Source organism: Bradyrhizobium sp. HKCCYLRH3059 (assembly GCF_051168035.1).
Lineage (GTDB): Bacteria > Pseudomonadota > Alphaproteobacteria > Rhizobiales > Xanthobacteraceae > Bradyrhizobium.
In genome coordinates this window covers 1-24929 of record NZ_JBNPUF010000010.1, presented here as the reverse complement: position 1 = coordinate 24929, position 24929 = coordinate 1, and the positions used below count along the sequence as shown (strand labels likewise).

Sequence of the window (24929 nt, the reverse complement as noted above, 5' to 3'; positions counted from 1 at the left end):
GGCGACAGTCTGCAAACAACTCTCATTCTCAGAAATGGATGGAAACTTTTCGCATTCCGGCCACCGGCGGAACCAGCTTTGGGCCGCTTTCCCCCGCTTCTTGACTTGCATTCGCAACAAGCGCGCGCCGGTTGCGGGCGTTGAAACGAACCCAAGTCAAAGTTTTGCGTAACGAATGGGGTGGTCGAGTATGGGTAAGGCAGTCTTTCCAAGGAGCTTGCGAGGGGCAAGCGGACACGAGTGGGATCCATCTCCCGAGATTTCCGGTGTGAAAGTCTCGGCAGTCGCGAGCCTGATCGCGGTTGCCTCGTTCTCCGGTGCCGAAGCCCAACAGGCGCCGCTGCCGTCCGTCACCGTCGAAGCCCCGGTGGCGCGCCCCAAGCCGGCCGCCTCGCGCCCGACCGCGGACCAGGTCCGCGCCCGCGACGCGATGCGCCGCGCCGCCCGCCAGCAACAACAGCAGCAGGCCGCGGCGCCGAAGAGCAATCTGCCGCCCGACCGCAACCCCTATTCCAGCCCCGCCTCCGACTACAAGGGCGAGCGGCTGCAGGCCTCCGGCAAGTTTCCGGAGAAGCTGCTCAACACGCCGAAGACCGTCACCGTCCTGAGCAAGGAGATCCTGGCGGACAAGAACTCCACCAGCCTCAAATCCGCGGTGCTCTCCACCGCCGGCGTGACGCTCGGCACCGGCGAAGGCGGCAACGCGTTCGGCGACCGCTTCTTCATCCGCGGCTTCGACGCCCGCAACGACGTCTTCATCGACGGCGTGCGTGACGCCGGCGTCTCCGTGCGCGAGAACTTCTTCACCGAGCAGGTCGAGATCCTGCGCGGCCCGGCGTCGTCCTTCGCCGGCCGCGGCACCACCGGCGGCGCGATCAACATCGTGACCAAGCAGGCCACGACCGAGAACAGCTTCTACAACATGGACACCACGCTCGGCACCGACAGGACCAAGCGCGTGGTGATCGACGTCAACCAGAAGATCACGCCGACCTTCGCTGCCCGCGTCGGCGGCCTGTTCCAGGATGCCGGCGTGGCCGGCCGCGACTACGTCACCGACAACCGCAACGGCGGCTTCGTCGCCACCAAGTGGACGCCGCTGGACACCGTGACCCTGTCCGCCAACTACATCCACAACGAGGTGACCGGCCGTCCGGACTTCGGCGTTCCCTACTATCGGCCGAGCACGCTCACCGCCGGCGCGCCGTTCCCCGAGGTCGGCTCGCCGCGCAACGCCTGGTACGGCTTCGTCAACCGCGACTTCTCGCGTGTCGGACAGGACATCGGTACGTTCAATGCCGAGGTGAAGGTCACCCCAGACCTGACTATCTCCGACAAGATCCGGGTGTCGCGCTCGACCCTGAACTACATCGGCACGCTGCCGGAAGGCCCGACGCTCACCAACCCGCTGTCGAATTCGACGATCCGGGCCAATCCGCAGAGCCGCTTCCAGCAGACCGACGTGCTCGCCAACCAGCTCGAGGCGACCTACAAGTTCGATACCGGCAACTTCAGGCACACCGTGCTCGCGGGGCTCGAAGTCTCGCAGGAAAAGGCGCGCATCAACAGCTACACCGGGTTGACATCCGAGCAGCAGGGCCTGGCGTTCGCGGGCAGCGGCTCGCTCTCGGGCGTGAGCGTGTTCAACCCGCAGTTCACCAACCTACCGTTCGGCATTCCGTCGCTGGGACAATTCCCGACGAACGTGAAGATCGACTCGGCGAGCGTCTACGCGCTCGACAGCGTCAACTACCGCGATCTCGTCATCCTCAACGGCGGCGTGCGCTACGACAAATACGACGTCCGGGTCGACGGCTTCGGCACCGTCAACGGCGTCGCCAACACGCCGGGTTCGACGGCGGCCTCCAGCGGCATGCCGAACTTCAACGTCGGCATGACCTTGAAGCCGGTGCCCTACGCCAGCTTCTATGCGGCCTACGCCACCTCGTCGAATCCGGTCGGCGCGGAGTTCGACGGCCTCAGCCCGCAATATGGCGGCCTGTCGGCGGTCACCAATGGCGGCGCCAACCAGATCTTCGGGCCCGAGAAGAACACCTCGATCGAGATCGGCACCAAGTGGGAGCTGCTCGACGGTCGCCTGCTGGTCACCGGAGCGCTGTTCCAGACCGAGAAGGAGAACGCCCGCGAGTCACGCAACATCACCAGCGCCGCGCAGGCCACCGCGGACTGCCCGTATCCGGCAGGCACCATCGGCTCCGTGCCGTGTCTCTCGGCCGGTGCCGCCTACCGCATCCGCGGCATCGACCTGCAGGCGGGCGGCAAGCTGACCGACAAATGGAGCATCTTCGGCGGCATCGTGCTGATGCAGTCGGAGGTGACGAAGTCGAACATCCCGCCAGCCAACACCGCGCTGTTCACCAGCAATGTCGGCCTGCAACTCGCCAACACCGCGCACCAGTCGTTCAGCCTGCTGACGAAGTACCAGATCAACGACACCTGGGAGATCGGCGGCCAGGCGGTGTACCGCTCGAAGATCTTCGGCGGCACCTGGCTGGCGGCCAACCAGGGCACGGAGCTGCCGAGCTACTGGCGCTTCGATGCGTTCGCGGAAGCCAAGCTCGACAAGAACTGGACGGCGAAGCTGTTTGTTGCCAACATCTTCGACAAGCTCTACTACGACGCTCTCTATCAGAGTGCCACCCCGTTCGTGCTCGTCGGTCCGGGACGAAGCGCGTCGATCGTCCTGTCCGGGCGGTTCTGATCGCACACCCAAACCTGGGCATACATCAAGTGATGAGTTCATGCTGATCTGTGTCCCCGGAGTTTTGAGCAAAGACGATGTGGCGGACTTCCGCCACATCATGGACGACAGCGACTGGGAGGACGGCCGCTCGACGGCCGGCGCCCAGTCGGCCATGGTCAAGCGCAACGAGCAGTTGCCGCCCGACAGCGAGGTGGCGCGCAAGCTCGGCCACCGCATCATTTCGGCGATGACCGCCAATCCGCGCTTTCTCGCCGCCGCCATCCCGCAGCAGATCTTCCCGCCGCTGTTCAACCGCTACAGCGCGGAGTCGGGCCACCATTTCGGCATCCACGTCGACAACGCGGTCCGCGGCGACAAGCTCACCGGCCTGCGCATTCGCACCGACCTTTCGGTCACGCTGTTTCTGTCCGAGCCGGAGGATTACGACGGCGGCGAGCTGGTCATCGAGGATCTGTACGGCTCGCACGAGGTCAAGCTGCCGGCCGGCGACCTCGTGCTGTATCCCGCCTCGAGCCTGCACATGGTCACCCCGGTGACGCGCGGCGTCCGCGTCGCCTCGTTCTTCTGGCTGCAGAGCATGATCCGCGATCCCCTCGCGCGCAGCATGATCTTCGATCTCGACACGACGATCCAGGGATTGTCGCAGCGGATGGGACGCGACGATCCGGAGATGGTGCGGCTGACCGGCCTCTATCACAACCTGATCCGCTACTGGGCCGAGAACTAGACGACCGTTTTCAACGTTCCAGCCCTATTGATGCAGATATGTAGACCCTCACTGTCATCGTCCGCGAGCGCGGACGATCTGGTACGCCGTGACATCTCGGTTCATCATCTTCGCGGATTGCTGGATGCACTGCCTTCGCGGAGCATGACAGCGGTCGAGATGGCAAGCGATAGACCCGGCATCGACCGCTGCTTCCAAGGAAACGCGCGTCTCAATATCCGCCTTCGGTCGCCATGCTCACGTTGTTTTCGATCGTCTACGAGCCGGGTTGCACACATGCAGCCCGGCTCATTCGTTCGGACGATGACCACATCGCTGCGGAGCCGTTCTCAGCCTTCGCGATGGACCACCGTCCAATCTCACAAGCGGCCGCCTGTCTCTTCCTTGAGCTGTCACACGTCCTTGACTGCCGGCAGACCGCCGCTTGCGAGCAGCACGATCTTTCTACGCCGGCAAGCGTGTGCGATTCGCGAACTTCAGCCACCGCTCGCGGCTTGACCAGATCGCGCGGGGCCCGTTTTTTCAAACAAACCTGATTCCACCGCACCCTGATTCGGATCTCGACGCTTTCGAGCCGTTTCCGGCGGCATCACGTCTCGAAGAACGCGCGTGATGCCCTCGCTCCCACCGAACGGGACCATCACGCCGGCGCCGACTAATTAGAATTGATGGAAGACCGAACGGCGGCATTTGCGTGACAGGCAGCCGCGTTGGCGGAACCGTGCACGGCTCGTCGCGCCCCAGGTCAGGACTTTCAGGGAGTTATGACGCGATGGGCAGCATCGCGAGCTCTTACGCAGATCACACGATTCGATTTTTCATCTGGCATCGCACTCACCGGAGTGACTGCCGACATTGATGTTCCCGCTTTGAGTCAACGCGCCGTCTCAAAACAGCCGGGTTACGACTAGAAGCATTACAGAGAAGATAACTACCAAGGGGTACGCAGCAACATGTTCAGGATCGTTCTTCATGTAGGAGCGGTGATCGCAGCCGTTTCGGCCGGCGCCATGGCGCATGCCGAGCAGCCGGCCACGTCGCCGAGACCTGGCCAGGCTGCCACCGCCCCGCAGACCACAGCACCGAGTCCCACGACTCCGACCGGCGCGAAATCCGTTCAGGCTCCGACGACGGCGGCCGCCACGCAGGCGCCTGCAGCTGCGCTCGCCAACGCCGCCAGTGCGCCGGCTCCCGTCGCGCACGCAGCTCAAGCTCAGGGCGCGGCTCCGAAGCCGATGACCGTCGGACAGGCGCAGACAGCCCCCGCCGTTGCCCAGCCCGCGCCCACGGCGCAGGCGGCCGCGCCTTCGCCGGCTCCGGCCGCGACCACGCCGCAAGCTGGTGCAACGAACCCGGCACCGGCCGCCGCAACGAACGACACCCAACCGTCGACCGCGACCGAAGCCGTCACGGACACGGCAGCGGGCGACAAGGCGAAGGACCAGGCAGAGAAGCCGGCCCAGGGCGCGGCACAAGGCGGTGCGCAAGCGGCATCACACGTGCCGCATGATCTGTCGCCATGGTCGATGTTCCTGGCCGCCGACATTCTCGTGAAGTCGGTCATGATGGGGCTCGCGCTCGCCTCGCTTGCGACCTGGACCGTCTTCATCGCCAAGACCATCGAGTTCTCCATCCTGCGCCGGAAGCTGAGCGGCGCGCTGCGCAAGGTCGACGACGTACGCTGGCTGTCGGAAGCCAAGCTCGCGCTGGGATCACGCCAGAACGTGCTGACGGCTCTGATCGACGCCGCCATGCACGAGATCAGAATGTCGTCCGAACTGCCGTCTCACGGCGTCAACGAGCGCGCCGCGTCGAGCTTCTCCGAGATCGTACGTGCCGAGGGCCGGCGTTGCCGGACCGGCATGGGCCTGCTCGCCACGATCGGCTCGATCTCGCCCTTCGTCGGCCTGTTCGGCACGGTCTGGGGCATCATGAACAGCTTCATCGGCATCTCGAAGTCGCAGACCACGAACCTCGCGGTCGTCGCGCCCGGCATCGCCGAAGCGCTTCTCGCAACCGCCATCGGCCTCGTCGCCGCGATCCCGGCCGTGATCATCTACAATCACTTCACACGGGTGACGAAGGGCTACATGGAGCTCGTGAACCGGTCCTCCGGCGCCACCGCCCGGATGTTGTCGCGCGATCTGGATCGCGGCCAGAGCCACCACAGCAGTCATCACGGCGAGCGCTTCGAGCCCATCCACGTCCACTCTGCGCCTCCGATGGCGCTGGCGGCGGAGTAGCTCCATGGCCGTCTCTCTCTCGGAAGGCGATGGCGACGATGATCTCGGTGAGACGAGCGACATCAACGTCACGCCCTTCATCGACGTGATCCTGGTGCTGCTGATCATCTTCATGGTGGCGGCGCCGCTGTCGACGGTCGACGTGCCGGTCGATCTCCCGACATCGACGGCCACGCCGCAGAAGAAGCCGGACAAGCCGATCTATGTCAGCATCAAGCCGGATCTGACACTGTTCGTCGGCGAGGAGCAGGTGAAACGGGCGAGCCTGGTGAGCACGCTCGAGCACATCCCCGAGGCGGCGAAGGACAAGTTCATCTTCCTGCGCGCCGACCGGGGCGTGGCGTATGGAGAGCTGATGGACGTGATGGAGCTGCTGCGGACCGGCGGCTATCCGAAGATCAAGCTCGTGACTGTCGAAGGCGTCTCACAGGCCGCCGCCCAGGCTGCACATTGAAACCAGTGAAACGACGGAACTGAAGAATGGTCGAACACAAGTATCAGGGAGCGTCGCGCCGCTTGTGGATCTCAGCCGCGATCGGCGCCCTCATGCTGCACGGTGGCGGCGCCGCGCTCGCGGTCGTCCATCTCAGCGGCAATGACGCGGACGGCGGTCTCGGCGCGGCTGGCGCCGAATTCGCGCTCGAGATCGCCTCGCCCCAGGTCGAGGACAACGATCTTCCGCCGGGTCCCGACAGCGACGCGGCCGAAGCTGCGCCGGAGCAGATGCAGCAGACCGCCGAAGTCAAGGAGTCCGACGCCGTCAAGGACAAGCCGACTGAGACAGAGGAGGAGGCCGATCGGGTCGTCACGCAGAACGATCCCAAGAAGCCGGAGAAGGAGGAACAGCAGCAGGCGACCCAGCAGGCCGAGGCGTCGGTCGCATCTGCTGCGCAGGAAGAATCGGCCCGCAAGGCGCTGGACGAGGCCGCGCCGCCGGCCGAGACGGCCAAGGCCCCCAATCCGGGAATGGGCAAGGACAAGCAGAAGCTGACCAACGATTGGGGCCGAAAGATCAGCGCCTATTTCGAGCTGCACAAGCGCTATCCGGAAGGCAAGAAGCACAATGGCACGGTCAAGGTGGCGCTGGTGCTGAGCCGGGCCGGCAAGGTGGTGTCTGCGTCCGTCATGCAGTCGTCCGGCGACTCGATGTTCGACGATGCCGCGCTGGCGATGATCCGCCGCTCCGACCCTGTGCCTGCGCCGCCGTCCGGACTGACGGACGATCAGTTCAGCTTCAGCCTCGACGTGAACTTCAACCAGAAGAAGTAGACCGTGCGTCGTTCGACGCGTGTATCTTGAAGACTTGGCAGCGCTCGCAATGGCGCGAGCGCTGCTTTTTGCGTCTGCTGGGCCGAGGTCGCGCGGACGAAGGAACCCGAGACCTTTCCATATCCGGCCGGAATTCCCGCGGGACGACCTTTTCCAACGTCTCCTCTCATATTCATACGAAGACGGGTATCCTCGCCGTCATCGTCCGAAGGCGGACGATCCAGCACGCCGTGACGTTTCGGTTCGGCATCTGCTGCCGTGGAGTATTGGATGCCCCGCTTTCGCGGAGCATGACAGCGTTGGAGACTGTAGGGCTCAGCCCACCGCGCGTGCCGATTGGATGGAAACGTTCGTCTAGTACTGTACCCGCGCGCCGACCTGCACCACGGTCGCCGACAGATTGTTCTCGCGGAAGTTGGAGCGCGTCTCCTCGCGCCGGACGCTGGCCCTGAGCTGCAGCAGGCGTGAGAATTTGTAGAGCATGCCGAGCTCGACCAGATAGCGGTTGTCGACCCGCGTCGTGCCGGTGAACGCGTCCTCGCCATAGCCGGCGAGGAACGTGCCGACGAGCCAGGGCTCGAACTGATGCTCGATGCCGACGGTGACGTCGCGCTTGAGCACGCCGGAAATGCCGGGCTCGGTGATCTCCACCACCTGCGACTTGGCCCCCAGCGCGATCGCCGTCTCCTTGGCGAACTGCCATGTCAGATTGGCGTCGGCAATGAAGCCGTTGACCGGCTTGAGCATCGGATCCTGATAGCGGCGCGTCAGATAGCCGACGGCGACGTCGCCTGTCAGCTTGTCGGCGTAGTTGAAGGTCACGCCGGCCTCGACCGCCGTCCCGGTGGAGTCGCGGCGGAAGCCTTCGGCATCGACCGCGATGTCGTGAACGCGGCGATCGACGGCGACGTCGACGAAGGGACGGATCTCCGGCGTCAGATTGTAGGTGATGCGGCTCTGCGAGCCGTATTGGACGAAGTTGCGATCGGCATTGCTGACGATCTGGCCGTCGACGAGCGGCGCGTTCTGGAACGCGACGCGGTCGATGGCGGCCTTGGTCGAGACCTCGACCTCCTCGAACCGCTTGGTGACGCCCGCCGAGCCGCCGACGGTGGAGGCGAGCGGAATCCTGGCGAACCGGCCGGCGAAGCGCGGCGTGCCGGGATCATCGGCATCGACGGCAACGTGGCCCTCGCCGTTGAGCGCAAACGTATCGGTGATGTCGTAGCGCCCATTCACCTTGGCGTCGACGGTAGGCCTGCTGAGCTGCCGGAGCTTCGCATAGTCGATGTAGCCGACGCGCACATCGGCGTTGAGCAGATGCCGCTCGAACTGAGAGCGCACGAGCAGGACCGGCGCAACGCTGACGAAGGCCGAGCCCTTGCCTTGCGGCACACGGCCGGGATTGCTGTCGAAGCCTGAGGACATTTCGAACGCAGGCTTCAGGATGAAGTTTCCCACCGTGATGCCCTTGGGCTCATAGGGGTCTTCCGCCATCATCGGCGGCTGCGGCTGCTCCTGCGGCTTCTGCCCCTTGTTCACCGGCGGCAGCCGCATCTTGGGCTTGTCCGCCAGAACGGGCGGAATCGGCTGCGCATCCTGTCGCGGAATCGGCGGCAGGTTACGCGGCAGCACGCCACGCGTCGCCGGCGGCGGACTGACGGCGAACGCCAGCGCGTCCAGGCAGCGATTGGGCACGTTCGTGACCGACAGCCGGCCTGGCGTCGACAGGCAGCCGCCGACCAGGAGGCCGGCGGACGGTGCACCGAAAAAGCCGTTTCGAACCGGAGCCAGACGCGGCGCCGGCTCGCGGCGCGCGGCCTGCGGGAGCGCGCCCGCGCCCGCATCGATCGGAGACCGCGGCCGCGGCGGTGGAGCCTCCTCCACCTGCGTGGCCGCCTTCGGCTCCGGCTCGACCCCGCCCGGCGAAACGATCACCTGCGGAATGACCAGCGGTCCATTGCTGTTCGCCGGCCTCACCGGCTGGCGGCGGCGATTGGGTACGACCACCACCGGTCCGGCGTCGTTGGTCCCCGGATCTGCATAGGCCCTGACCTGGCTCCCCGGCGTGACGGTCTGACCGTAGGACGGCGCGACTCCGAACAGCGTCACGAGCAGCACGGTGATCGCAACCGTCTCCTGCTGGCACCGTGAGACGTCGCGACCGATGCCACGTCTGGAAGCGACCGTCTCTCGTGCTGCCCGTTCCAAAGAGCCTCGTCTCCGTCGAGTTCGGCAACCCGCGAAGCGCGGCGCCCGCGGCGTGACGCATCCCGGCATCACGGCGTCGAAGGTCGGATCACTCGATGATCAGCGCGCCCTTGTTGCCCTGATGGAAGTCGTCGAAGAATTCGTAGCGTCCCGGCTTCTGCGCCTTGACCTTCACGACGCCTTCCATGTTGGGCTTGATCACCGTCTCGAACTCCAGGGGCTCGCTCTCGAACTCGACCGGCGCGCCATCCAGATTCTTGACCTTGAACACGATCGGCGTGTTGGCCGGCGCCTTCATCTCCGCCGGCTGAAACTTGTTGTCCTTGACCGATATCTCGATGGTCGTCTCAGCCGCCCCTGCCGGCAGCGCGAACGCCGCGATCAACAGCACGGCGGCTCCTGCTGCCTGTACCTTCCCAAAGAGATTCATGCTGTATGTCCCTGTCCCGAATTCACCCGAATGTGCCGAACGTCTTCCCGCGCTCGCCTGTTTCGACGAGTCTTCGACACTTCATAGAACGACTATAAAGTCCCGAATGCGGCAATTTGCCGTGTCGAAATTTGACAACATCTGTGTGTGCGACAAAGCGCGCGAATTTATTAGTTGTACGGCGTCAAGTCGCCGCGCAGACGCGTGGGCTCGATCATCGCCGATGCACAGCGCCGAATGACAACGACGAAAATCGGCGGTCACTGCGGTCGGTAGCAGCACAATCGCCTTAGTTCGCATCTGTGCTGATATGAGACACGACAGGTCATGCAGCGCCGTCGCGCGCCGCGAACCACACGAGACTCACGATCGACCGCCTACGCTGCGCACAGCACATGCATGATCCTCATGCGCCCGCTCATCGAGACGAGTGCGAGCGAGATGCACGAAGGGACACGCTCGTGCTGGTCTCACGCGGCATGGACCGCAATATGCGTGTGCGTCCATCCAGTTCGAGCCGTGCGCGGACAAGCCTTGCGCGCACTAGAAATGAAATCAGGCGCGGGCCTGCACGCACATATCGCCGGCGAGCGCACACGACCGATGCCCGCCGTCTCACCTGCCGACCCCCAGCCGCCTGTCGTGAATGCTGAGGGATCGCGGCATACGCGCAGGCTTCGCGGCGCCGGGGGCCGGATTCACGCGCAGGGGCGGCAGATCGGGTACAACGGATACGTGCTCTTCGTCCGCCATCGGCTCGGGCTCCGGGCTCTGGCGTGCGACGCTGCGCGCCACCGCAGGCGCGGCGCGCATGATGCCAGGCACGCGCTTGCGTCCCGTCACCATCGCGCGCATCAAATTCTCCCGCTGCAGCACGCTCATCCACACCGTGCCGAGCACATGCACGGCGATCAGGGCGATGATGGCATTGGACGACAGCGCATGCGCCTGCTCGATCCAGCCGACGCCGAAGAACCGGATCGAGACCTGCATGACGCCGCTGATGGTCGAGACGATCAGAAGCGCAAGCATCACGACCAGCATCGCGGCCCCTGCCGGGTTCAGGCCCAGATAGCGTCCCGTCTCTCCGCGCAACATGCCCACGATGTACTGAGGCGCCGCCCGCAGCTTGAGGCTGATCCGCGCAAACAGCGAATGACGGCTGCCGATCAGTCCCCAGATCAGCCTGAAGGCGAGAAGACCGATGACGGCATAGCCCGCCAGGCGATGCAGGCGATCGAACGTGTTGGGCGTGACGCAGGCGACGAGCACGAAGGCCGCGAGCGACCAGTGCCAGACGCGCAGCGGAAAATCCCAGACCGCTACGGTCCCCGAACCCGAGTTCGCCGGCGTCTCGGAGAAGACGCTCCGCTGTGCCTGGCCTGCGTCACGCATGACCATCAGATCACTTCGCCTTGGTGTGCTTCAGCGCGAGGTCCTCGGGGCTGTAGAACAGCTCATAGAGCTTGCCGCCCTTGACGCCGTAGACCTCGTAGCAGGTGCCCTCGATCTTGGTCTGCCGAACCTCGTAGCCCGCGGCCTTCGCCTTTGCCTCGGCCTCGGCGGTGGTCTTCCACGACGCCTTGTCGAGCTTGGTGCAATCCTTGTAGCCGTCGGCGAGCGCCGCGGAGCCCGACGCCAGACCCGCAGCCAAGACCACGCCCATCAGCTTGATGACCTTCATAATCAAATCCCTCCTCGAAGACTGCGCCATCGGCGCCAACAGCGCTCGATGCGCAGGCTACAAAGGGGAGGAGATTTCAACGAAACTTGGACATCATCATCCGCGGCGGATGGCCTCGATCACGCAGGCGCGGTTCGAAACGTTCCGCATCCGGCCGCAATGTCGCTGAGATGCGAACTCACATGCGGTCCCGTCAGGATCGAACCGTGTCGGCAGACTGCTGATCTTTTCAGGACTCGACAACGCGCGCGGTTCCCCGCGCATTGCAACTGATATTGATTCGCAAGGATGTAGCAGCATCATCGCGAGGCGCATGCGCTTTGCTCCCGCACAAGGCGTGGACGGCGCTGTGTGCGGGACCACACTCCTGCCCGATTGCCGCTGTGACCATGGTGAGGCGAGAAAGGAACCGACAGCTACAAGGCTGCGACCTTAAGCCTCAGAAATTTTTTTTTGAGCGTCGCCATCGTTCGCACGACCGGATCGAGATCGATGGTGGATGATGACGATGCGGCTGCTTGCGCACGCATCGTCCGGCCGTCAAACGCACATCCGTGCGGACAGCGGCGCAGCCATCCTGATCCTGGGCGCGGGCGATGCCCTTGCCGACACTGACTGCCGACCAGGATGGCGAGTCGTTGCAGGAAAACGACGTGTCGGATGCCTCGGCAACGACGTCCCCGCTTGCGTCGGGATCTGCCATGGACGCGCGCCAGGACGAGCGGCCATTGCCGGGTGAGCTGCGCTTGCGCCGCCCAGTGCGGCGCATGCCTCGCGAGCCCTGGCGCGGATTTCGACATGCGTCACTCCATCGCTGCGGCAGGGGCAGGATGATGATGGATCGTCCTTGCCGCCATCGCGCGACAAGCGCCGCCCTCAGCGATGGATCCTCGAGGAGCGAGCGAGCTTGCGTCCCACGGTCGCGCGCAAGGCGACGCGCATCACGCGCCCGGCCGTCGGGAATGGAAGGCTCGTCACTTCGTTCCGGAGAAGACGCGGCTGATGAAGTCGGAGCTCTCGGGCGACTTCGTCATCTCCGGCGACGGCTCGGGCTGGGCCGGCGGCTCGGTTGGTACGGATCGGATCTGCGGTCGGCTTCGGACGGTGACGCTGCGCGTCGCGCGCGCCTCCTGCTCGCCTCCGTTCGGCTTGCTCACCGTGATCATGATCTTCTCGGAGATCACGGGCGGATCGAAGTTGAGATGCCTGGTGTCGCCCAGCACGAGCTGCAGCGTGTGCTTGCCGGGCGACAATTCGATCCGCGCCTCCGTCTCCCCCGCTGCGTAATGAACGTGTTTCTTGTCGCGCGGAATCTCCTCGCCGGCCTGCATCGTCTCGTCGACGTCGACCAGAAGATGATGATGGCCACTGCCGGCGAAATCGTCGCCCGCATGGGTAACGCCCATGTTGCGCAGTCCGAAGCGAGCGATGAAGGGCCCGGTCACCGTCTCCCCGTCCGCAGGAGAGATGAAATAGACGCGGGCATCCTTCGCAGCCTTCGTCCCCTTGGCCGGCGCCAATGACGGCGCGAGCACGAGCGATGCGGTCAGGATGAGGCAGAGTCGCGCAGACCTCGGCAGCATGCAAATCCCCTATGGTGAGAGCGCGATGCGGAAACCCAGGGTCGGATGCCGGATGCGGCCGTCATAGCGGTCGCGGCTGCCGGCCCGCGCATCGGCGGCGCCGTTCTTCCACGATCCCGAGCGGATGACGCGGGCATAGCTACCTTCCTCGAGCCAGGCCGATCCGTCCGCCGGCGCGCCCTTGTAGTTCTTGTGCCAGCTGTCGGCGACCCACTGGCCGACGCCGCCGCCCATGTCGAACAGGCCGTAAGGATTGGCCTGGACGCTGCCGATCTTCGGCGGCTGGTCGGTCTCGGCGTCGCCCGTGCCGTTGCAGCCCTTGCAACTGGCCATGCCGGGGCGCATGCGATCGCCCCACCAATAGCGGGTGCGCTGGCCGCCGCGCGCGGCATATTCCCACTCGGCCTCGGTCGGCAGCCGGAACGACTTGCCGGTCGCCTTCGACAGCCAGGCGAGATAGGCCTGCGTGTCGTCGTAGCTCAGGTTGGTGACCGGACGATCATCCGCACCGGCCGCGATGTCGGCGCAGCTTGCCGCGGCGACACACTGCTTCCACTCGCCGATCGTCACGGGATGCTTGCCGAGCGAGAACGGTCGCACGCTGACCTGATGCGCCGGCTGCTCGGACTCGTCGTCGCCGCCCATCGCAAAACTGCCACCGGCGATCGCAACCAGCTCAGGAACGCGCAGCTTCGGCCCGGCTTCCGGCGCCGGCGCGGGCCGCGGAATGGCTGCCGTGTCGGATGATCGCGCCAGCGTCGCCTCGAGTGCCGGAGCATCCTGGCGCGGCGCGATGAAGGCGCTGGACGGCGATCGCGCGGCGTCCTGGCGCGCGCCGGCGGCTTCCAGCAGGATCCGGCGCGGCGGAGGCAGCGGCGCGGCGGACTGCGCCTCCTGCTGCGAGCTCGACGATCCGGCCGACCCAGGCGGCGCCTGAATCAGCAGCCTGATCTCGCGTAACGGCAACAGCACGCCGCCGAGGAAGACGATGCCGAGGACCACGACGCCGAGCGCTCCGCGGATCAGCTTCTTGCGCGCACCTGCCGCCGGTGCGAACACGGCCTTCAGCCGGCCGCCCTCACCCGCCTCCTCCTGATCACCGTCGCTGCCGTCGTCCCATCTGTCTGGAAGGGACGCCGCCGGCGCGGGTGACGGGCGCACCGGAGAGACTGGTGCAGGTTCTCGTCGAGCCGCACTCTCCGGCTCTGCGATCTCCCATTCGGCATCGAGCGACTGCTCGAGCGCGCCGCACATCATCAGCAACAGCCCGCCTTCGCTCTTGCCGGTCCAGCGCTCCTGCACCTCGGGACACTCGACCTGATCCTCGACGCGCAGGAAGCTCGGCGGACGCATCGGGCTGAGCGAGACCTGCACCGTGCGGCCGCAGCGCCGGCAGGCCACCGCGCGGGAATCCTCCGGCAGCGCATCCTCGGCGAGCTTGGGAGCCCGCAGCCATTGCAACGCTGAACTCTCGCTCATGCTGTCCTCGCTCGTGATGCCCGCCAACCCCGTCACTGACCCCAGCTGGCGAACACGTCCTTGAACACGCGGTCGCCGTCGGATCCCTTCTCGATCGACAGCAGCGCCCGGTTGCCGCCCTCGTAGACGATCGGAATGTCGAACCACTGCTTGCCCTTGAGAAGCATCAGGTTGCGCTTGGTATCGACCTCGTTGGCCGACAGCGCGACCATGAAGTATTTCGGTGTCACCCGGGCGGTCTGGGTCACCAGCGCCGTCCCGCGCTCGGCCTCCTCGCCCTTCAGGCCGATGCCCCTCAGGCTGGTCAGGCCGCTGACCGACTGATCCGGCCAGTCGAACTTGAGCTCCATGATGTGACTCGCCGGCATCTCCATGTCGGCGTTCCGCCGCAGCGAGATCGTGGCCTTGGTGCCGTTCTCGATCTCGATCTCACCCTTGATCGCCGGCGCCGTATCGAGTCGCGGCCCCTTGGTCTGCTCGATCGACCAGGTGACCTTGCCAGGATAACGCTTGCCCTTCGGATCCTGCGGATCCTCATGATAGAGGAACGCCTGCGCCGGCGTGCTGACCGGCACGCTCATGCCGACCGTGGCATGCTCCTCTGCCGCGGCGACAACCACCGGCTTGGCCTCAACCACCGGCTTGGCCTCCGGCGTGATCCGCTCTGCACTGACCTTATGGGCGCCCGGTTCGCTCGGCAGAGCCGACGCTGCCGTCGCACCGCTCAGGGACAGCTGGATCCATTCCGACGCGCGCTCCCAGGACACTGCCGCACCGACGACTGCCAGCAATCCGGCCGCGGCAAACGCCATCACCCGCCGGCTCGGCCGGCGGCGGTGCGGTGCCGCGGCGTTCTCCGTCGCCTTGAACGCCATCGCGACGAGGGAGGGATGAATCTTGATCTCGGTCGCCGGCGCTGCAGAAGTCGCAGCAGAGGCTGTAGCCGCAGCAGCGGCGGCGGGCTCAGTGGTGGCAGAAGCCGCTGCCGCAGCGGGTGTCGCAACGACGGCAGGCTTCACGGGCTCTGCCGGCGCGGCGCCCGTGGACTCCGCCTCGATCTCCGCCGTGACCACCTTTTTTTCGGCAGGGCGCTGCGGCACCGCAGCCCGATCGGCGACGATGACCGGCGCTTCAGCGACGGCGGCCGCGCTCGGCTGGGTCGGCTCGACCGTGGCTGGCTGCGCGACGGTCGGCAGCGCAGGCGGAGCCGGAGTCACAACCGGCGTCACGATGTCCGCGGCCGGATCGCGCGGCGGACGCCGGCGCAGCACGCGAATCTCCGGCGAGGGCTTGGGCGCAGCCGCGCGGCTCTCGGCACGCTGCGCTATAGCGGGCGCGCCCGGCTTGCCGGCGGCAGCCGTGACGATGTCCGTCCCCGAGCGGCGAGCCATCGAGAGATATTTCGCGACGGTGGCGATCTCCTCTTCGAGCGAGTGCGTCGTGAAGACCTGCCGTGGCTGCGGCCGCTGCTTCGGCGCGGGCGCTGCCGCGCGGGCCGGCCGCGGCAGCTCGGCGGCTGGTGCATCGGCCGGTCTGGAGGTATCGGCGGGCAGCAGCGCAGCTGTGACCGAGGCTGCCTCGACGCCGGCAGGGCGCGCGCGCAGCTCGATCATGCGATCGGGAAACAGGATCGCGGCGAGATCGCGCAGCGAGGCACCCGGCATCAGCAGCCGCCGCAGAGCTGGTGGAACGCGGCGCAGCGTGTTCGTCTCGGTGCGTTTGACAACAGGATCGTTGCGGCCGGCTTCGACCAAGGCTCCGTCGTCGTGACGCTCGTCGCTGATCAGAACCTTGCGGGCCCGCAGCATCGCCGTCAGTTCGCGCAGATCGGAGCGCGAGGCGTGGTCGACGACCAGAAGATCGAAGGTGCCGATCCGGGCCGGCAGCAACTCGGCGACACGCCAGGCCGGCATCACGTGACAGGGAATCTCCTCGAGCCAGCCGTCGAGAGACCTGCGCGCAGCAAGCCGAAGTCGGCGTGCGGTCGGACCGGAGCAGGCCGACGCCATCTTCTGCATCGAGTCCCTGAACCGCCTCACCGCTTGCCTGACGGCGACGCCCGCATTCTGCGCGATGCCCAGCGACATGCGGGCGCCGATCACCGCTTCGAACAAGGCCAGCGACCGCGTCTCCAGCCGCGCGCGCTGAGCCGCGAGGTCATGCAGCAGCTGCCGCTCCTCCGGACTTTCGATCCGCATCAGCACGGCCCAATTCCAGGCCGCCACCCATTCCGCGAGCGTCGCCGCATCCTTCGCCTCGCCCGCGCCCGGCGCGGACCGCAGCCGCTGCGCCAGACTCGGCGCGCCCGCTGCAGTCACCATCCGGCAGGCGGTCCTGACGAGTTCGTAGTCCGGGCTGGCCTCGCGGATCTTCTCCATGGTCGCGAGAATGCCTGTCCACCGCGTTTCGAGCTCCTGCGGCTCCGTCTCGGCGTCACCGACCCGCGACAGCACGTTCTCCTGAACGGAGACAGCGAGTTCTCCCGCCCGGGCGAACAATTCGCCGAGGCGAGCGAGTTCGATCAGCGGTCCCGATACGCGCGTCATGACGGTCCGAATCGCCGCGCCGAACGCGGCCAGCCGCTGTGCATCGGCCAGCATCGCCCTGACGTCGCCGTCCGGCACCGACAGCTTGGAGCAGGCATCGGCCACGCTGCGGACGGCGAGCGCGGCCGTCACGATGGCGGCCTCGACGCTCTTGACGATGTGCTCGAGGTCATCGAACGCCCGCGCCGATTCCAATTGAAGCGCGGGTGCACCGATCTGCGTTGCGATCGACGTCCAGCGCGCGCGCAACGCATGCAGGTCGTGGCGCCACAGCAGGAAGCGCCCGACATATTGCCAGTCCGCCGGCTTCGACGGCGAGGCACCGTCCACCGTGATCGCTTCGACGGCGGCCTTCAGCGCGCGGCGCGAGGGCGAGAACCGCGCGAACGGCTTCTCGCCGGCCGCAAGCCGCTCGACCACGCGGATCGCGTCCTTCCTGGTGAACGCCTCGACCGGCGCCTGCACCTGGCGCCTCGCGAATTCGGCACTCCGCGACAGCTGGAACGACGCATCACGCGCCCACCCCACGACCTTGTCGAGACCTGCGGGAGCGTCAGCCTTTGCGGCGCCGAGCGGCGACAGCCGTGCAAGCCAGGTCTCCTCGGCAATGGCGCGATGGCCAGCCACCAGCGCATCGAGATCGGCCGCCAGGCGGTTGGTTGCGTCGAGCCCGAAGGTCGCGATGGCGTCGAGCGCGAGATCCTCGTCGCGGCCAGCGTCCGACGTCAGGCCTGCCTGGTGCTGCAGCTCCGCGTGCAGACGCAGGATAGCGGCGGTGTCGGGAAGCGCCGCGAGCTCCGGCAACTCGACATCGATGTGCTTGAGATCAGCGGCAAGCCGCAGCCGCGCCTCGCGTGCCTTGTCGATCGCCGTCACGAGCGAGTCGGTGGCCGCGAGCAGGTGCTTCGGCCGGTCGGTGAACCAGGCATGCGCGTCCTGCTCGCCGATCAGCGCCTTGAACAGATCGAACGGCAGCTCCGGCAAGCCGCCGGCGAGCCGCAGATTGCGCCGGACGATCTCGGCGATCTCGTCGTCGAGCGATGCGATCTGCGTGCGCTTCGAGATGATGTCGCGTTCGAGCCGGCCGATCTGACCGACCTGATCGCGCAGATTTGGCGTATCCAGGATCGATTGCAGCCGGCCCGCCAGGGCTTCGGCCTTCCTGAGCACGTCCTTGTCGGAGCCGGTCGAGCTGACGGTCAGCTCGCGAATGGCCGGCGGCAGCTTCTGATGCAGCAGCGAAAGTGCAGCCTCGTCCCTGGACACGACGAGGACGCGCGAGCCGAGCGCGAGGTGATGGCAGACGACGTTGACGAGCGCCGTAATCCGATCGTCGCGTTCGACAGACTGGACCATCAGGCCATCCGACCGCGACAGTTCGCGTACGACCTCGACATCCTCCGCGACAGCGGGCAGCGGGAAGAACAGATCGCCCTGCTCGACCGCAGCAGGCTTGGGCGCAGGCGCAAGGTCGATCGGGCCGCCGACGATGCCGGACAGGTGCCGGCGCGCATTGGCGTGGCCACGTCCATCCGGCTGCGAGAGCAGCGCGCTCACGGCTCCCGACAGGCAGCACTCACTCTGCGGCGCATGCTCGATCGCGTTCTTGAGACGGTCGATGTCGCGCAGGGCGAGGCTCTCCGGCCGCCGCCGCGCGGATATGACCCAGCGTCCCGACGTGAGCGCGGCCTCCGAGGCCTCCATGGCCGGCGCATCGTCCGAAGACGCGAATTTGCGCGACGTCTTGTAACCGGATTGCGCGCCTGCGGCGCTCAGGATCTGATCGAGGCCGATCGGCGTGAACGGCGACAGCTCTGCGCGCTGCTCGAGCGCCTCGACCAGGCGATCCGGCTTGTCGCGCACAGCAAGCGCCACGTCCGGCGCCACGGCATCGAGCGCCCTCAAATTGACGGTTGCGCCGACGAAGCGCGGCCGGACCCTGACCTCGGCATCCGGACGCGCAATGATCTCGATCTCGACCGCGCGCTCGAACAGCGGCAACTCGAATTCGCGCCCGCCCTGCCGCCACGATGACAGCGCGATGCCCCACATGACCTCGATCGCCTGATCGTCGCGGGCCGTGGCCGCCATGTCGCGCAGCCGCTGATGGATCGCCATGGTCCGGCGGCGCATGCGCTCGGTGTCGGCCCAGGCGGTCCATGGCCCGCTGATATAGCGCTCGATCCGCTGCACGAGGTCAGGACGCTGCTCCAGACGCAGCCGTCCGGTCCAGGCGCCCAGCGCCGGGGCGGGCGAAAAATCCTCGGGCCGTGCGTGGCGGGCGAAGGTGAGGCGGTTCTTCTCGATCTCATCGACCGTCACCACGATGCTCTCGTACGGCGATGGACGACGGTCGGGCTCGGACGACGGCTCGACCCAGATCTTGAGATCGTAGTCGATGGCGGGGGGCTGCGTCGCAGCAAGCGCCTCGACGGCGAGCCACACCGGGCCGTCAACATCGAAGGTATTGAGCACCACGCCCGGCAGACCCGCCAGCTCCTCCTGGTCGAGCGCGAAGCCATGATCGTCGGCGAATGGATGATCCGGCTGCCGCTCCGCCGGGGAGCCCTCGGCCCGAATGATCTCGGTCAGACTGCCGAGCACGTCCTGCAACGGCTCGACCACCGATCCCGTGCCGAGCGCTTCGCTCGTCGAGAACGCCCAGGCGTCGGTCGGCGACTGCGGCTCCAGGGCCGCCGCGCCGATAGCACCAAGCAGCCGCATGCCGTGATCGGCTGCACTGCTCTGCGCCTTGCGATCGCCCGCGCCGGCCTCGTTGGGCCGCACATTCACCAGCTGGCTCATCGCACAGATCCTTCTCTGAAGTCGGCCGCGACGTCGGCGGGAGCTCGGCGAGAGGCTGACCGACAAGGATGGCCCTGCGCGTGATTGCGGTGCGCCGGGCGATCGAAGGGTGGGTTCAGAGTGGACAAGCTTGCCTCGCTGCAACGTCGACGGAACTCCCGACTCGTTGCGGAGGGGTATGGCGAAGTGAGGTCACATCAATGACCCGACAGGTAGATGAATGTGACGATTCTCGCCCCTGTCGGGGAATCGGGAAAAAATCCCGGGTCATTCGATGAGGAAAATCGTGCCTAACAAGTTTGTTAGTCTGGGCTTTTTGTGTAGCGCGGCGCGCGTGGCCGGCAACAAGCTTGGGTTGCGGACGAATACGCTGGAATGTGTCTAAGAATACTTCTAACGCTCAAGAAGAAATATCCCGACGCATGCCGAACGCCCGATCTCCACGCCGCAGCGCGGCTGCGGTCCATGTTCGGCCACGAACCCGCCGCGCATGCGGCTCGCTTGCAAGGCAGGCGCCACAAGCATTGGCGACTGCGTGCATTGCGCTGCGCGCTCCCCTCCGCAAGTACCGGGCTCGCATCCGACGGAAACGGCGCTGGCAAGCGATAGCCGGACAGAGCCCGGGGAGTTGCCGGATCCGACGCGACCGTCCTGCAGCGAGCGCTGCTTGAAACACCCTCGAAGCTGAAGTAGCTGTTGTTGTAGAGACATCAACGTCATCCAGACGTTTCCCCGATCGATGGGGCTGGGACTGCATGGTGAGGCAACGGACGAGAGCTGCGGCCGCATGCGGTGCCGTGCTGTTCACGGTGGTTTCCCTGTCGTCGCGCGCGCAGACGCAGTCTGACGGCGCGGCAGGCCGGGAGCCGGCAACGGTCAGGCTTTCCGCAACGCAACAGGAGCAGATCGGACTCCAGACCGCCGTCCTGGCGGCGGAATCCCATCCCGAACAGTTTCGCGCTTACGGCACGGTGCTGGACGTCGCCAGGCTGACCGACCTGACCAACAACTACGCCAATGCCCAGGCGCAGCTGCAGACGGCACAAGCGAAACTCGACGTCGCAAGACTCGCATTCGAGCGCGCCCGCGACCTCGTGCAGTCGGCGGCGATGCCGCGGAAGGATGCGGAGGCGGCGGAGGGCACGTTCCGGACCGATCAAGCCAGCCTGGCTGCCGCCGAATCGCAAGTGAAGACCCTGATGGCGACGGCGCGGCAGGAATGGGGCGCGGTCATCGGAAAGGGCATCATCGAGCGTTCGCCGCAGGTCGTGCAACTGATCGAACGCGAGCAGCTGCTGGTGCAGGTCACGCTGCCGCCCGGCGTGACTCTGGCCGGGCCGCCGCGCGGCGCGCTGGCGCAGGCGCCGACCCGCAGCGCCAACATCGATCTGCGCTATTTGTCGGCTGCGCCGCGAACCGATCCGCGCATCCAGGGCGTGAGCTATTACTTCGTCGCCGCCGGCGACAGCGGGCTGCTGCCGGGGATGAACACCACCGCCTACGTGCCCTCGGGCAAGTCGTTCGACGGCGTCTTCATCGAGGACACCGCGATCGTGCAATGGCAGGGCCGCTCGTGGGTCTATTTGCGCGCCGGTCCCGAGATCTTCAAGCGCCACCCGATCCGCACCGACCAGCCAGTGTCCGACGACGACTATGTCGTGCAGGACATTCCGTCGGGCTCCGAGATCGTTCTGCGCGGCGCGCAGGTGCTGTTGTCGGAGGAGGCCAAGAGCGAGTTGCGCGGCGGCGGTGACGATGATTGACGGCGTTCGCGGCGCCGCGACCGGCCCCCAGGCGGCGCTGATCTCGTTTGCCATCCGCTTCCGCGGCATCGTGCTGGGGGTGGCCTGCACCATTCTCGGCTACGGCATCTTCTCGCTAGGCAGCGCCAATTACGCGGTGTTTCCCGAATTCGCGCCGCCGCAGGTCTCGATCCAGACCGAGGCCCCCGGGCTCAGTCCGGAACAGGTCGAGGTGCTGGTCACGCAGCCGATCGAAATCGCGATCAACGGTCTCGCCGGCGTCGAGAGCATGAGGTCGTCGTCGATCCAGGGCCTGTCCGTCATTTCGGTTATCTTCCAGCCCGGCACCGAGGTCTTCCGGGCGCGGCAATTGGTGACCGAGCGACTCGCGGTCGTCGCCGGCAGCCTGCCACAGGGCGTGCGGGCGCCATCGATGACACCGCTGGTGCCGGCGGCCGGCACCGTGCTGGCGATCGGGCTGACCTCCGAGCAGCGCTCGCTGATGGATGTGCGCACGATCGCCGATTGGACCGTGAGCCGGCGGCTGCTGGCCGTCGCGGGCGTGGCGCAGGTCACGACCTATGGCCGGGACATCCGGTCGCTGCAGGTGCAGGTGCGATCCGACGACCTTGTCCGCTTCGGCGTCGGTATGAACGACGTCGTCGCCGCCGCGCGCAAGGCCACCGGCGTGCGCGGTGCCGGCTTCGTCGACACCGCCAATCAACGGGTCATCCTGCAGACGCAGGGCCAGTCGCTCACACCCGAGCAGCTGGCGCGCACGGTCCTGCTGCACCAGGGCGGCGCCAGCGTGGTGCTCGGCGACGTCGCGACGGTCGTGAACGCGCCGGAGCCGCCGATCGGGGGCGCGCTGATCAACGGCCGGCCCGGCATCATGATGATGATCAGCCAGCAATTCGGCGCCAACACGCGCACCGTCGCGGCGCGCGTCGAGGCCGCGCTGCGGGAGCTGCGGCCGGCGCTCGACAGCGAGAAGGTCAGGCTGCACGCCGATCTGTTCCGTCCGGCGACCTTCATCGATGCGGCGACGCAGAACGTGCTGTTCGCCCTGCTGATCGGCGGCGCCCTGGTCATCATCGTGCTGTTCGTGTTCCTCTATGACTGGCGCACCTCCGTCATCAGTTGCACCGCGATCCCGCTGTCGCTGTTATCGGCCGTGCTGGCGCTGCAATGGATGGGACAGAGCCTGGACACGATGACCCTTGGCGGCCTCGCCATCGCGATCGGCGAGGTCGTCGATGATGCCGTCATCGGCGTCGAGAACGTGGTGCGCCGGCTGCGTGAGAACCGAGGCCTGCCGTCGCCGCGCAGCGAAGCGCGCGTCATCTACGATGCCATGCTCGAGGTGCGCGGCGCGGTCGCCTATGCGACCTTCGCCGTGCTCCTGGTGTTCGTGCCGATACTCGCGCTGCCGGGCCTCGCCGGCCGGCTGTTCGGACCGCTCGGCATCGCCTACATCCTCGCCGTGGTGGCCTCGCTGATCGTCGCGCTGACGGTCACACCGGCGCTGTCGATGCTGCTGCTGGCCGGCCGGAAGCCGCGCGAGGAACGCGAGCCGCCGCTGGTGCGCTGGTCGCGCGGCTCCTACGAGATGCTGTTGCGGCGGCTCGGCCGCTTTCCCAAATCCGTCATGTTGACGGCCGTGCTGGTGACCGCCGGCGGCGCAAGCCTGGTTCCGTTCTTCGGCGGCACCTTCCTGCCCGACCTGAAGGAAGGTCACCTGATCCTCCACGTCTCGACGCTGCCGGGCACCTCGCTCGACGAATCGCTGCGGCTGGGCACGCTGATCGCCGGAGCCCTGCAGGGCGTGCCGGAGGTCCGCAGCGTGGCGCAGCATGCCGGCCGCGCCGAAGCCGGCGTCGATACCGCGGGCACGCATTCGAGCGAGATCGAGGTCGACCTGAAGCCGGGCCTGTCCGGCGAACAGCAGGAGCTGGCGCAACAGCGTATCCGCGCCGCGCTCGCCAACTTCGCCGGCATCAACCTGTCGATCAAGACCTACCTGACCGAGCGCATCGAGGAGACCCTGTCCGGCTTCAACGCCGCCGTGGTCATCAACGTGTTCGGCCCCGATCTCGACGATCTCGAGCGCGCGGCGCGCGACATCGCGCGCGAACTCGGCGAGGTCCGGGGCGCGATCGACATCCAGCAGCAGTCGCCGCCGGGCATGCCGCAGGTCAACGTGACCCTGCGCCCGACCGATCTGCAATCCTGGGGCCTGGATGCGGTCGAGGTGCTGGAGCTGATCCGCACCGCCTATCAGGGCGACGTGGTCGGCCAGGCCTATGAAGGCAACGTGGTCTTCAACGTCATCGTCAAGCTCGATCCCGATGCGACGGCACGCCCGACCGAGATCGGCAACATGCCGATCCGCACGCCGAGCGGCGCCTACATCCTCCTGAAGCAGGTCGCGGACGTCTACGGCACCGCAGGGCGCTACGTCGTGCTTCATCGCAATGGGCAGCGCGTCCAGACCGTGACCGCCAACGTGGCCGAGCGCGATCTCGAATCCTTCGTCGCCGCGGCCAAGCGGAAGATCGCCAAGGAGGTCAAGCTGCCGCCGGGCGCGCATGTCGAGTTCACCGGCGCGGCCGAGGCGCAGGCCAAGTCGCGCCGCGACCTCTTGGTGAACTCGCTGCTGGCGACGATCGGCATCGTGCTGCTGCTGTCCTTCGTCACCGGGCACTGGCGCAACCTGGTGCTGGTGCTGATCAACCTGCCGTTCGCCTTCGTCGGCGGCGTCATCGCGGTCGCATTGACCGGCGGCGTGCTGTCGCTGGGCTCGATGGTCGGCTTCGTGACGCTGTTCGGGATCGCGCTGCGCAACTCGATCCTGATGATCTCGCATTACGAGCATCTGGTCGTCGCCGAAGGCCGCGCCTGGACTCTGGAGACCGCGATCGCCGGGGCCGCCGACCGCCTGGTGCCGATCCTGATGACCTCGCTGGTGACCGGCCTCGGCCTGCTGCCGCTCGCCCTCGGCGCCGGCGAGCCGGGCCGCGAGATCGAGGGGCCGATGGCCGTGGTCATCCTCGGCGGTCTCCTGACCTCGATGGCGCTCAACCTGCTGGTGCTGCCGACGCTGGCGCTGCGCTTCGGACGGTTCGCGCGCGGCGTGCACGCCTGCGGAGATGTCGCGGCAAGATGATCTTGGGCGTTAGACGTCCGCGACGTTCGCCGCACGTGGCTGCTCGACGCTTCACCGTGCGAGCCGGATGAAGACGATTGACTTCCGACCCGTGTTGACGAGCTTGCCACTGGTCAACTGCAGACCTTCGCGACCGAATGACCGGCGTCCGCATTCAGCCGATTCCGTTGAAAAAGTCGGCAGTAGTTTCGTCGTGAACGCCATCTGTTTCGAGGACGAATTGGCGCGTTGTGGTTCACGCGGGCGTCAGCGCGGGCATCGGGATCAGCTTGGCCATCTTACGAAGGTTCTGAGCGGCTGCAGCGAGGGTGAACTCGTC

General features: G+C 66.6%; 16 protein-coding genes. 8 read left to right on the top strand and 8 right to left on the bottom strand.

Translation table 11 applies throughout. From position 1 onward, the window contains the following. Positions 1-190: 190 nt before the first annotated feature. The 5 genes from ACQR13_RS27055 (at position 191) to ACQR13_RS27035 (ending at position 6964) form a co-directional block, all read left to right on the top strand. On the top strand, positions 191-2722 hold the full coding sequence (locus tag ACQR13_RS27055; RefSeq protein WP_316186071.1) for a TonB-dependent receptor: 2532 nt from the start codon (positions 191-193) through the stop codon (positions 2720-2722). A gap of 40 nt (positions 2723-2762) precedes the next feature. Continuing rightward, complete coding sequence (locus ACQR13_RS27050; RefSeq protein WP_315716500.1) at positions 2763-3452, top strand: Fe2+-dependent dioxygenase; 690 nt, start codon at positions 2763-2765, stop codon at positions 3450-3452. Positions 3453-4687: 1235 nt separating this feature from the next. Continuing rightward, entirely contained in the window at positions 4688-5695 is a 1008-nt protein-coding gene (gene exbB / locus ACQR13_RS27045) for a tonB-system energizer ExbB (RefSeq protein ID WP_409977998.1), read from the top strand. Between the two features lie 4 nt (positions 5696-5699). Continuing rightward, positions 5700-6149, top strand: a complete 450-nt coding sequence (exbD, locus tag ACQR13_RS27040) for a TonB system transport protein ExbD (RefSeq protein ID WP_315736414.1) — start codon at positions 5700-5702, stop codon at positions 6147-6149. Positions 6150-6175: 26 nt separating this feature from the next. Beyond that, positions 6176-6964: an energy transducer TonB gene (locus tag ACQR13_RS27035; RefSeq protein ID WP_315753745.1), complete on the top strand. Its 789-nt coding sequence runs from the start codon at positions 6176-6178 to the stop codon at positions 6962-6964. 354 nt (positions 6965-7318) lie between these two features. On the opposite strand, the gene ACQR13_RS27030 is transcribed toward ACQR13_RS27035, so the two are convergent. The 8 genes from ACQR13_RS27030 to ACQR13_RS26995 form a co-directional block, all read right to left on the bottom strand. Next, complete coding sequence (locus tag ACQR13_RS27030; RefSeq protein ID WP_316226934.1) at positions 7319-9175, bottom strand: outer membrane beta-barrel protein; 1857 nt, start codon at positions 9173-9175, stop codon at positions 7319-7321. A gap of 88 nt (positions 9176-9263) precedes the next feature. Continuing rightward, entirely contained in the window at positions 9264-9605 is a 342-nt protein-coding gene (locus ACQR13_RS27025) for a cupredoxin domain-containing protein (protein ID WP_315716494.1), read from the bottom strand. A gap of 615 nt (positions 9606-10220) precedes the next feature. Beyond that, the gene (locus tag ACQR13_RS27020; protein ID WP_315716493.1) at positions 10221-11000 is read right to left on the bottom strand and encodes a cytochrome b/b6 domain-containing protein; all 780 of its coding nucleotides are present in this window, start codon (positions 10998-11000) and stop codon (positions 10221-10223) included. Positions 11001-11010: 10 nt separating this feature from the next. Continuing rightward, positions 11011-11289: a PepSY domain-containing protein gene (locus ACQR13_RS27015; RefSeq protein WP_315716492.1), complete on the bottom strand. Its 279-nt coding sequence runs from the start codon at positions 11287-11289 to the stop codon at positions 11011-11013. Between the two features lie 439 nt (positions 11290-11728). Then, positions 11729-11992: a hypothetical protein gene (locus tag ACQR13_RS27010; RefSeq protein WP_315716491.1), complete on the bottom strand. Its 264-nt coding sequence runs from the start codon at positions 11990-11992 to the stop codon at positions 11729-11731. Positions 11993-12263: 271 nt separating this feature from the next. Further along, on the bottom strand, positions 12264-12872 hold the full coding sequence (locus tag ACQR13_RS27005; RefSeq protein WP_315716490.1) for a DUF4399 domain-containing protein: 609 nt from the start codon (positions 12870-12872) through the stop codon (positions 12264-12266). A 9-nt stretch (positions 12873-12881) separates the two neighbouring features. Continuing rightward, entirely contained in the window at positions 12882-14351 is a 1470-nt protein-coding gene (locus ACQR13_RS27000) for a formylglycine-generating enzyme family protein (protein WP_316226935.1), read from the bottom strand. Positions 14352-14383: 32 nt separating this feature from the next. Further along, the gene (locus tag ACQR13_RS26995; RefSeq protein WP_434863415.1) at positions 14384-19702 is read right to left on the bottom strand and encodes an AAA family ATPase; all 5319 of its coding nucleotides are present in this window, start codon (positions 19700-19702) and stop codon (positions 14384-14386) included. Positions 19703-20457: 755 nt separating this feature from the next. On the opposite strand from ACQR13_RS26995, the gene ACQR13_RS26990 reads away from it, so the two are divergent. The 3 genes from ACQR13_RS26990 to ACQR13_RS26980 form a co-directional block, all read left to right on the top strand. Then, positions 20458-21465 carry an efflux RND transporter periplasmic adaptor subunit gene (locus tag ACQR13_RS26990; protein WP_315753755.1) on the top strand — a complete coding sequence of 336 codons (1008 nt, stop codon included), beginning with the start codon at positions 20458-20460 and terminating at the stop codon, positions 21463-21465. Continuing rightward, positions 21458-24610, top strand: a complete 3153-nt coding sequence (locus tag ACQR13_RS26985) for an efflux RND transporter permease subunit (protein WP_315753757.1) — start codon at positions 21458-21460, stop codon at positions 24608-24610. Before ACQR13_RS26990 ends, ACQR13_RS26985 begins: the two co-directional genes overlap by 8 nt. A gap of 67 nt (positions 24611-24677) precedes the next feature. Continuing rightward, a partial coding sequence (locus ACQR13_RS26980) for a hypothetical protein (RefSeq protein ID WP_434863414.1) occupies positions 24678-24929 on the top strand: 252 nt, incomplete at its 3' end.

Excerpts from the sequence above, each read along its gene's own strand:
- ACQR13_RS27005 (WP_315716490.1), bottom strand. The coding sequence starts at position 12,872 with ATGCTGCCGAGGTCTGCGCGACTCTGCCTCATCCTGACCGCATCGCTC.
- ACQR13_RS27000 (WP_316226935.1), bottom strand. The coding sequence starts at position 14,351 with ATGAGCGAGAGTTCAGCGTTGCAATGGCTGCGGGCTCCCAAGCTCGCC.
- exbD (WP_315736414.1), top strand. The coding sequence starts at position 5,700 with ATGGCCGTCTCTCTCTCGGAAGGCGATGGCGACGATGATCTCGGTGAG.
- exbB (WP_409977998.1), top strand. The coding sequence starts at position 4,688 with ATGACCGTCGGACAGGCGCAGACAGCCCCCGCCGTTGCCCAGCCCGCG.
- ACQR13_RS27035 (WP_315753745.1), top strand. The coding sequence starts at position 6,176 with ATGGTCGAACACAAGTATCAGGGAGCGTCGCGCCGCTTGTGGATCTCA.
- ACQR13_RS27010 (WP_315716491.1), bottom strand. The coding sequence starts at position 11,992 with ATGGCAGATCCCGACGCAAGCGGGGACGTCGTTGCCGAGGCATCCGAC.
- ACQR13_RS27015 (WP_315716492.1), bottom strand. The coding sequence starts at position 11,289 with ATGAAGGTCATCAAGCTGATGGGCGTGGTCTTGGCTGCGGGTCTGGCG.
- ACQR13_RS26995 (WP_434863415.1), bottom strand. The coding sequence starts at position 19,702 with ATGAGCCAGCTGGTGAATGTGCGGCCCAACGAGGCCGGCGCGGGCGAT.
- ACQR13_RS27050 (WP_315716500.1), top strand. The coding sequence starts at position 2,763 with ATGCTGATCTGTGTCCCCGGAGTTTTGAGCAAAGACGATGTGGCGGAC.
- ACQR13_RS27025 (WP_315716494.1), bottom strand. The coding sequence starts at position 9,605 with ATGAATCTCTTTGGGAAGGTACAGGCAGCAGGAGCCGCCGTGCTGTTG.
- ACQR13_RS27020 (WP_315716493.1), bottom strand. The coding sequence starts at position 11,000 with ATGCGTGACGCAGGCCAGGCACAGCGGAGCGTCTTCTCCGAGACGCCG.
- ACQR13_RS26990 (WP_315753755.1), top strand. The coding sequence starts at position 20,458 with ATGGTGAGGCAACGGACGAGAGCTGCGGCCGCATGCGGTGCCGTGCTG.
- ACQR13_RS26985 (WP_315753757.1), top strand. The coding sequence starts at position 21,458 with ATGATTGACGGCGTTCGCGGCGCCGCGACCGGCCCCCAGGCGGCGCTG.
- ACQR13_RS27055 (WP_316186071.1), top strand. The coding sequence starts at position 191 with ATGGGTAAGGCAGTCTTTCCAAGGAGCTTGCGAGGGGCAAGCGGACAC.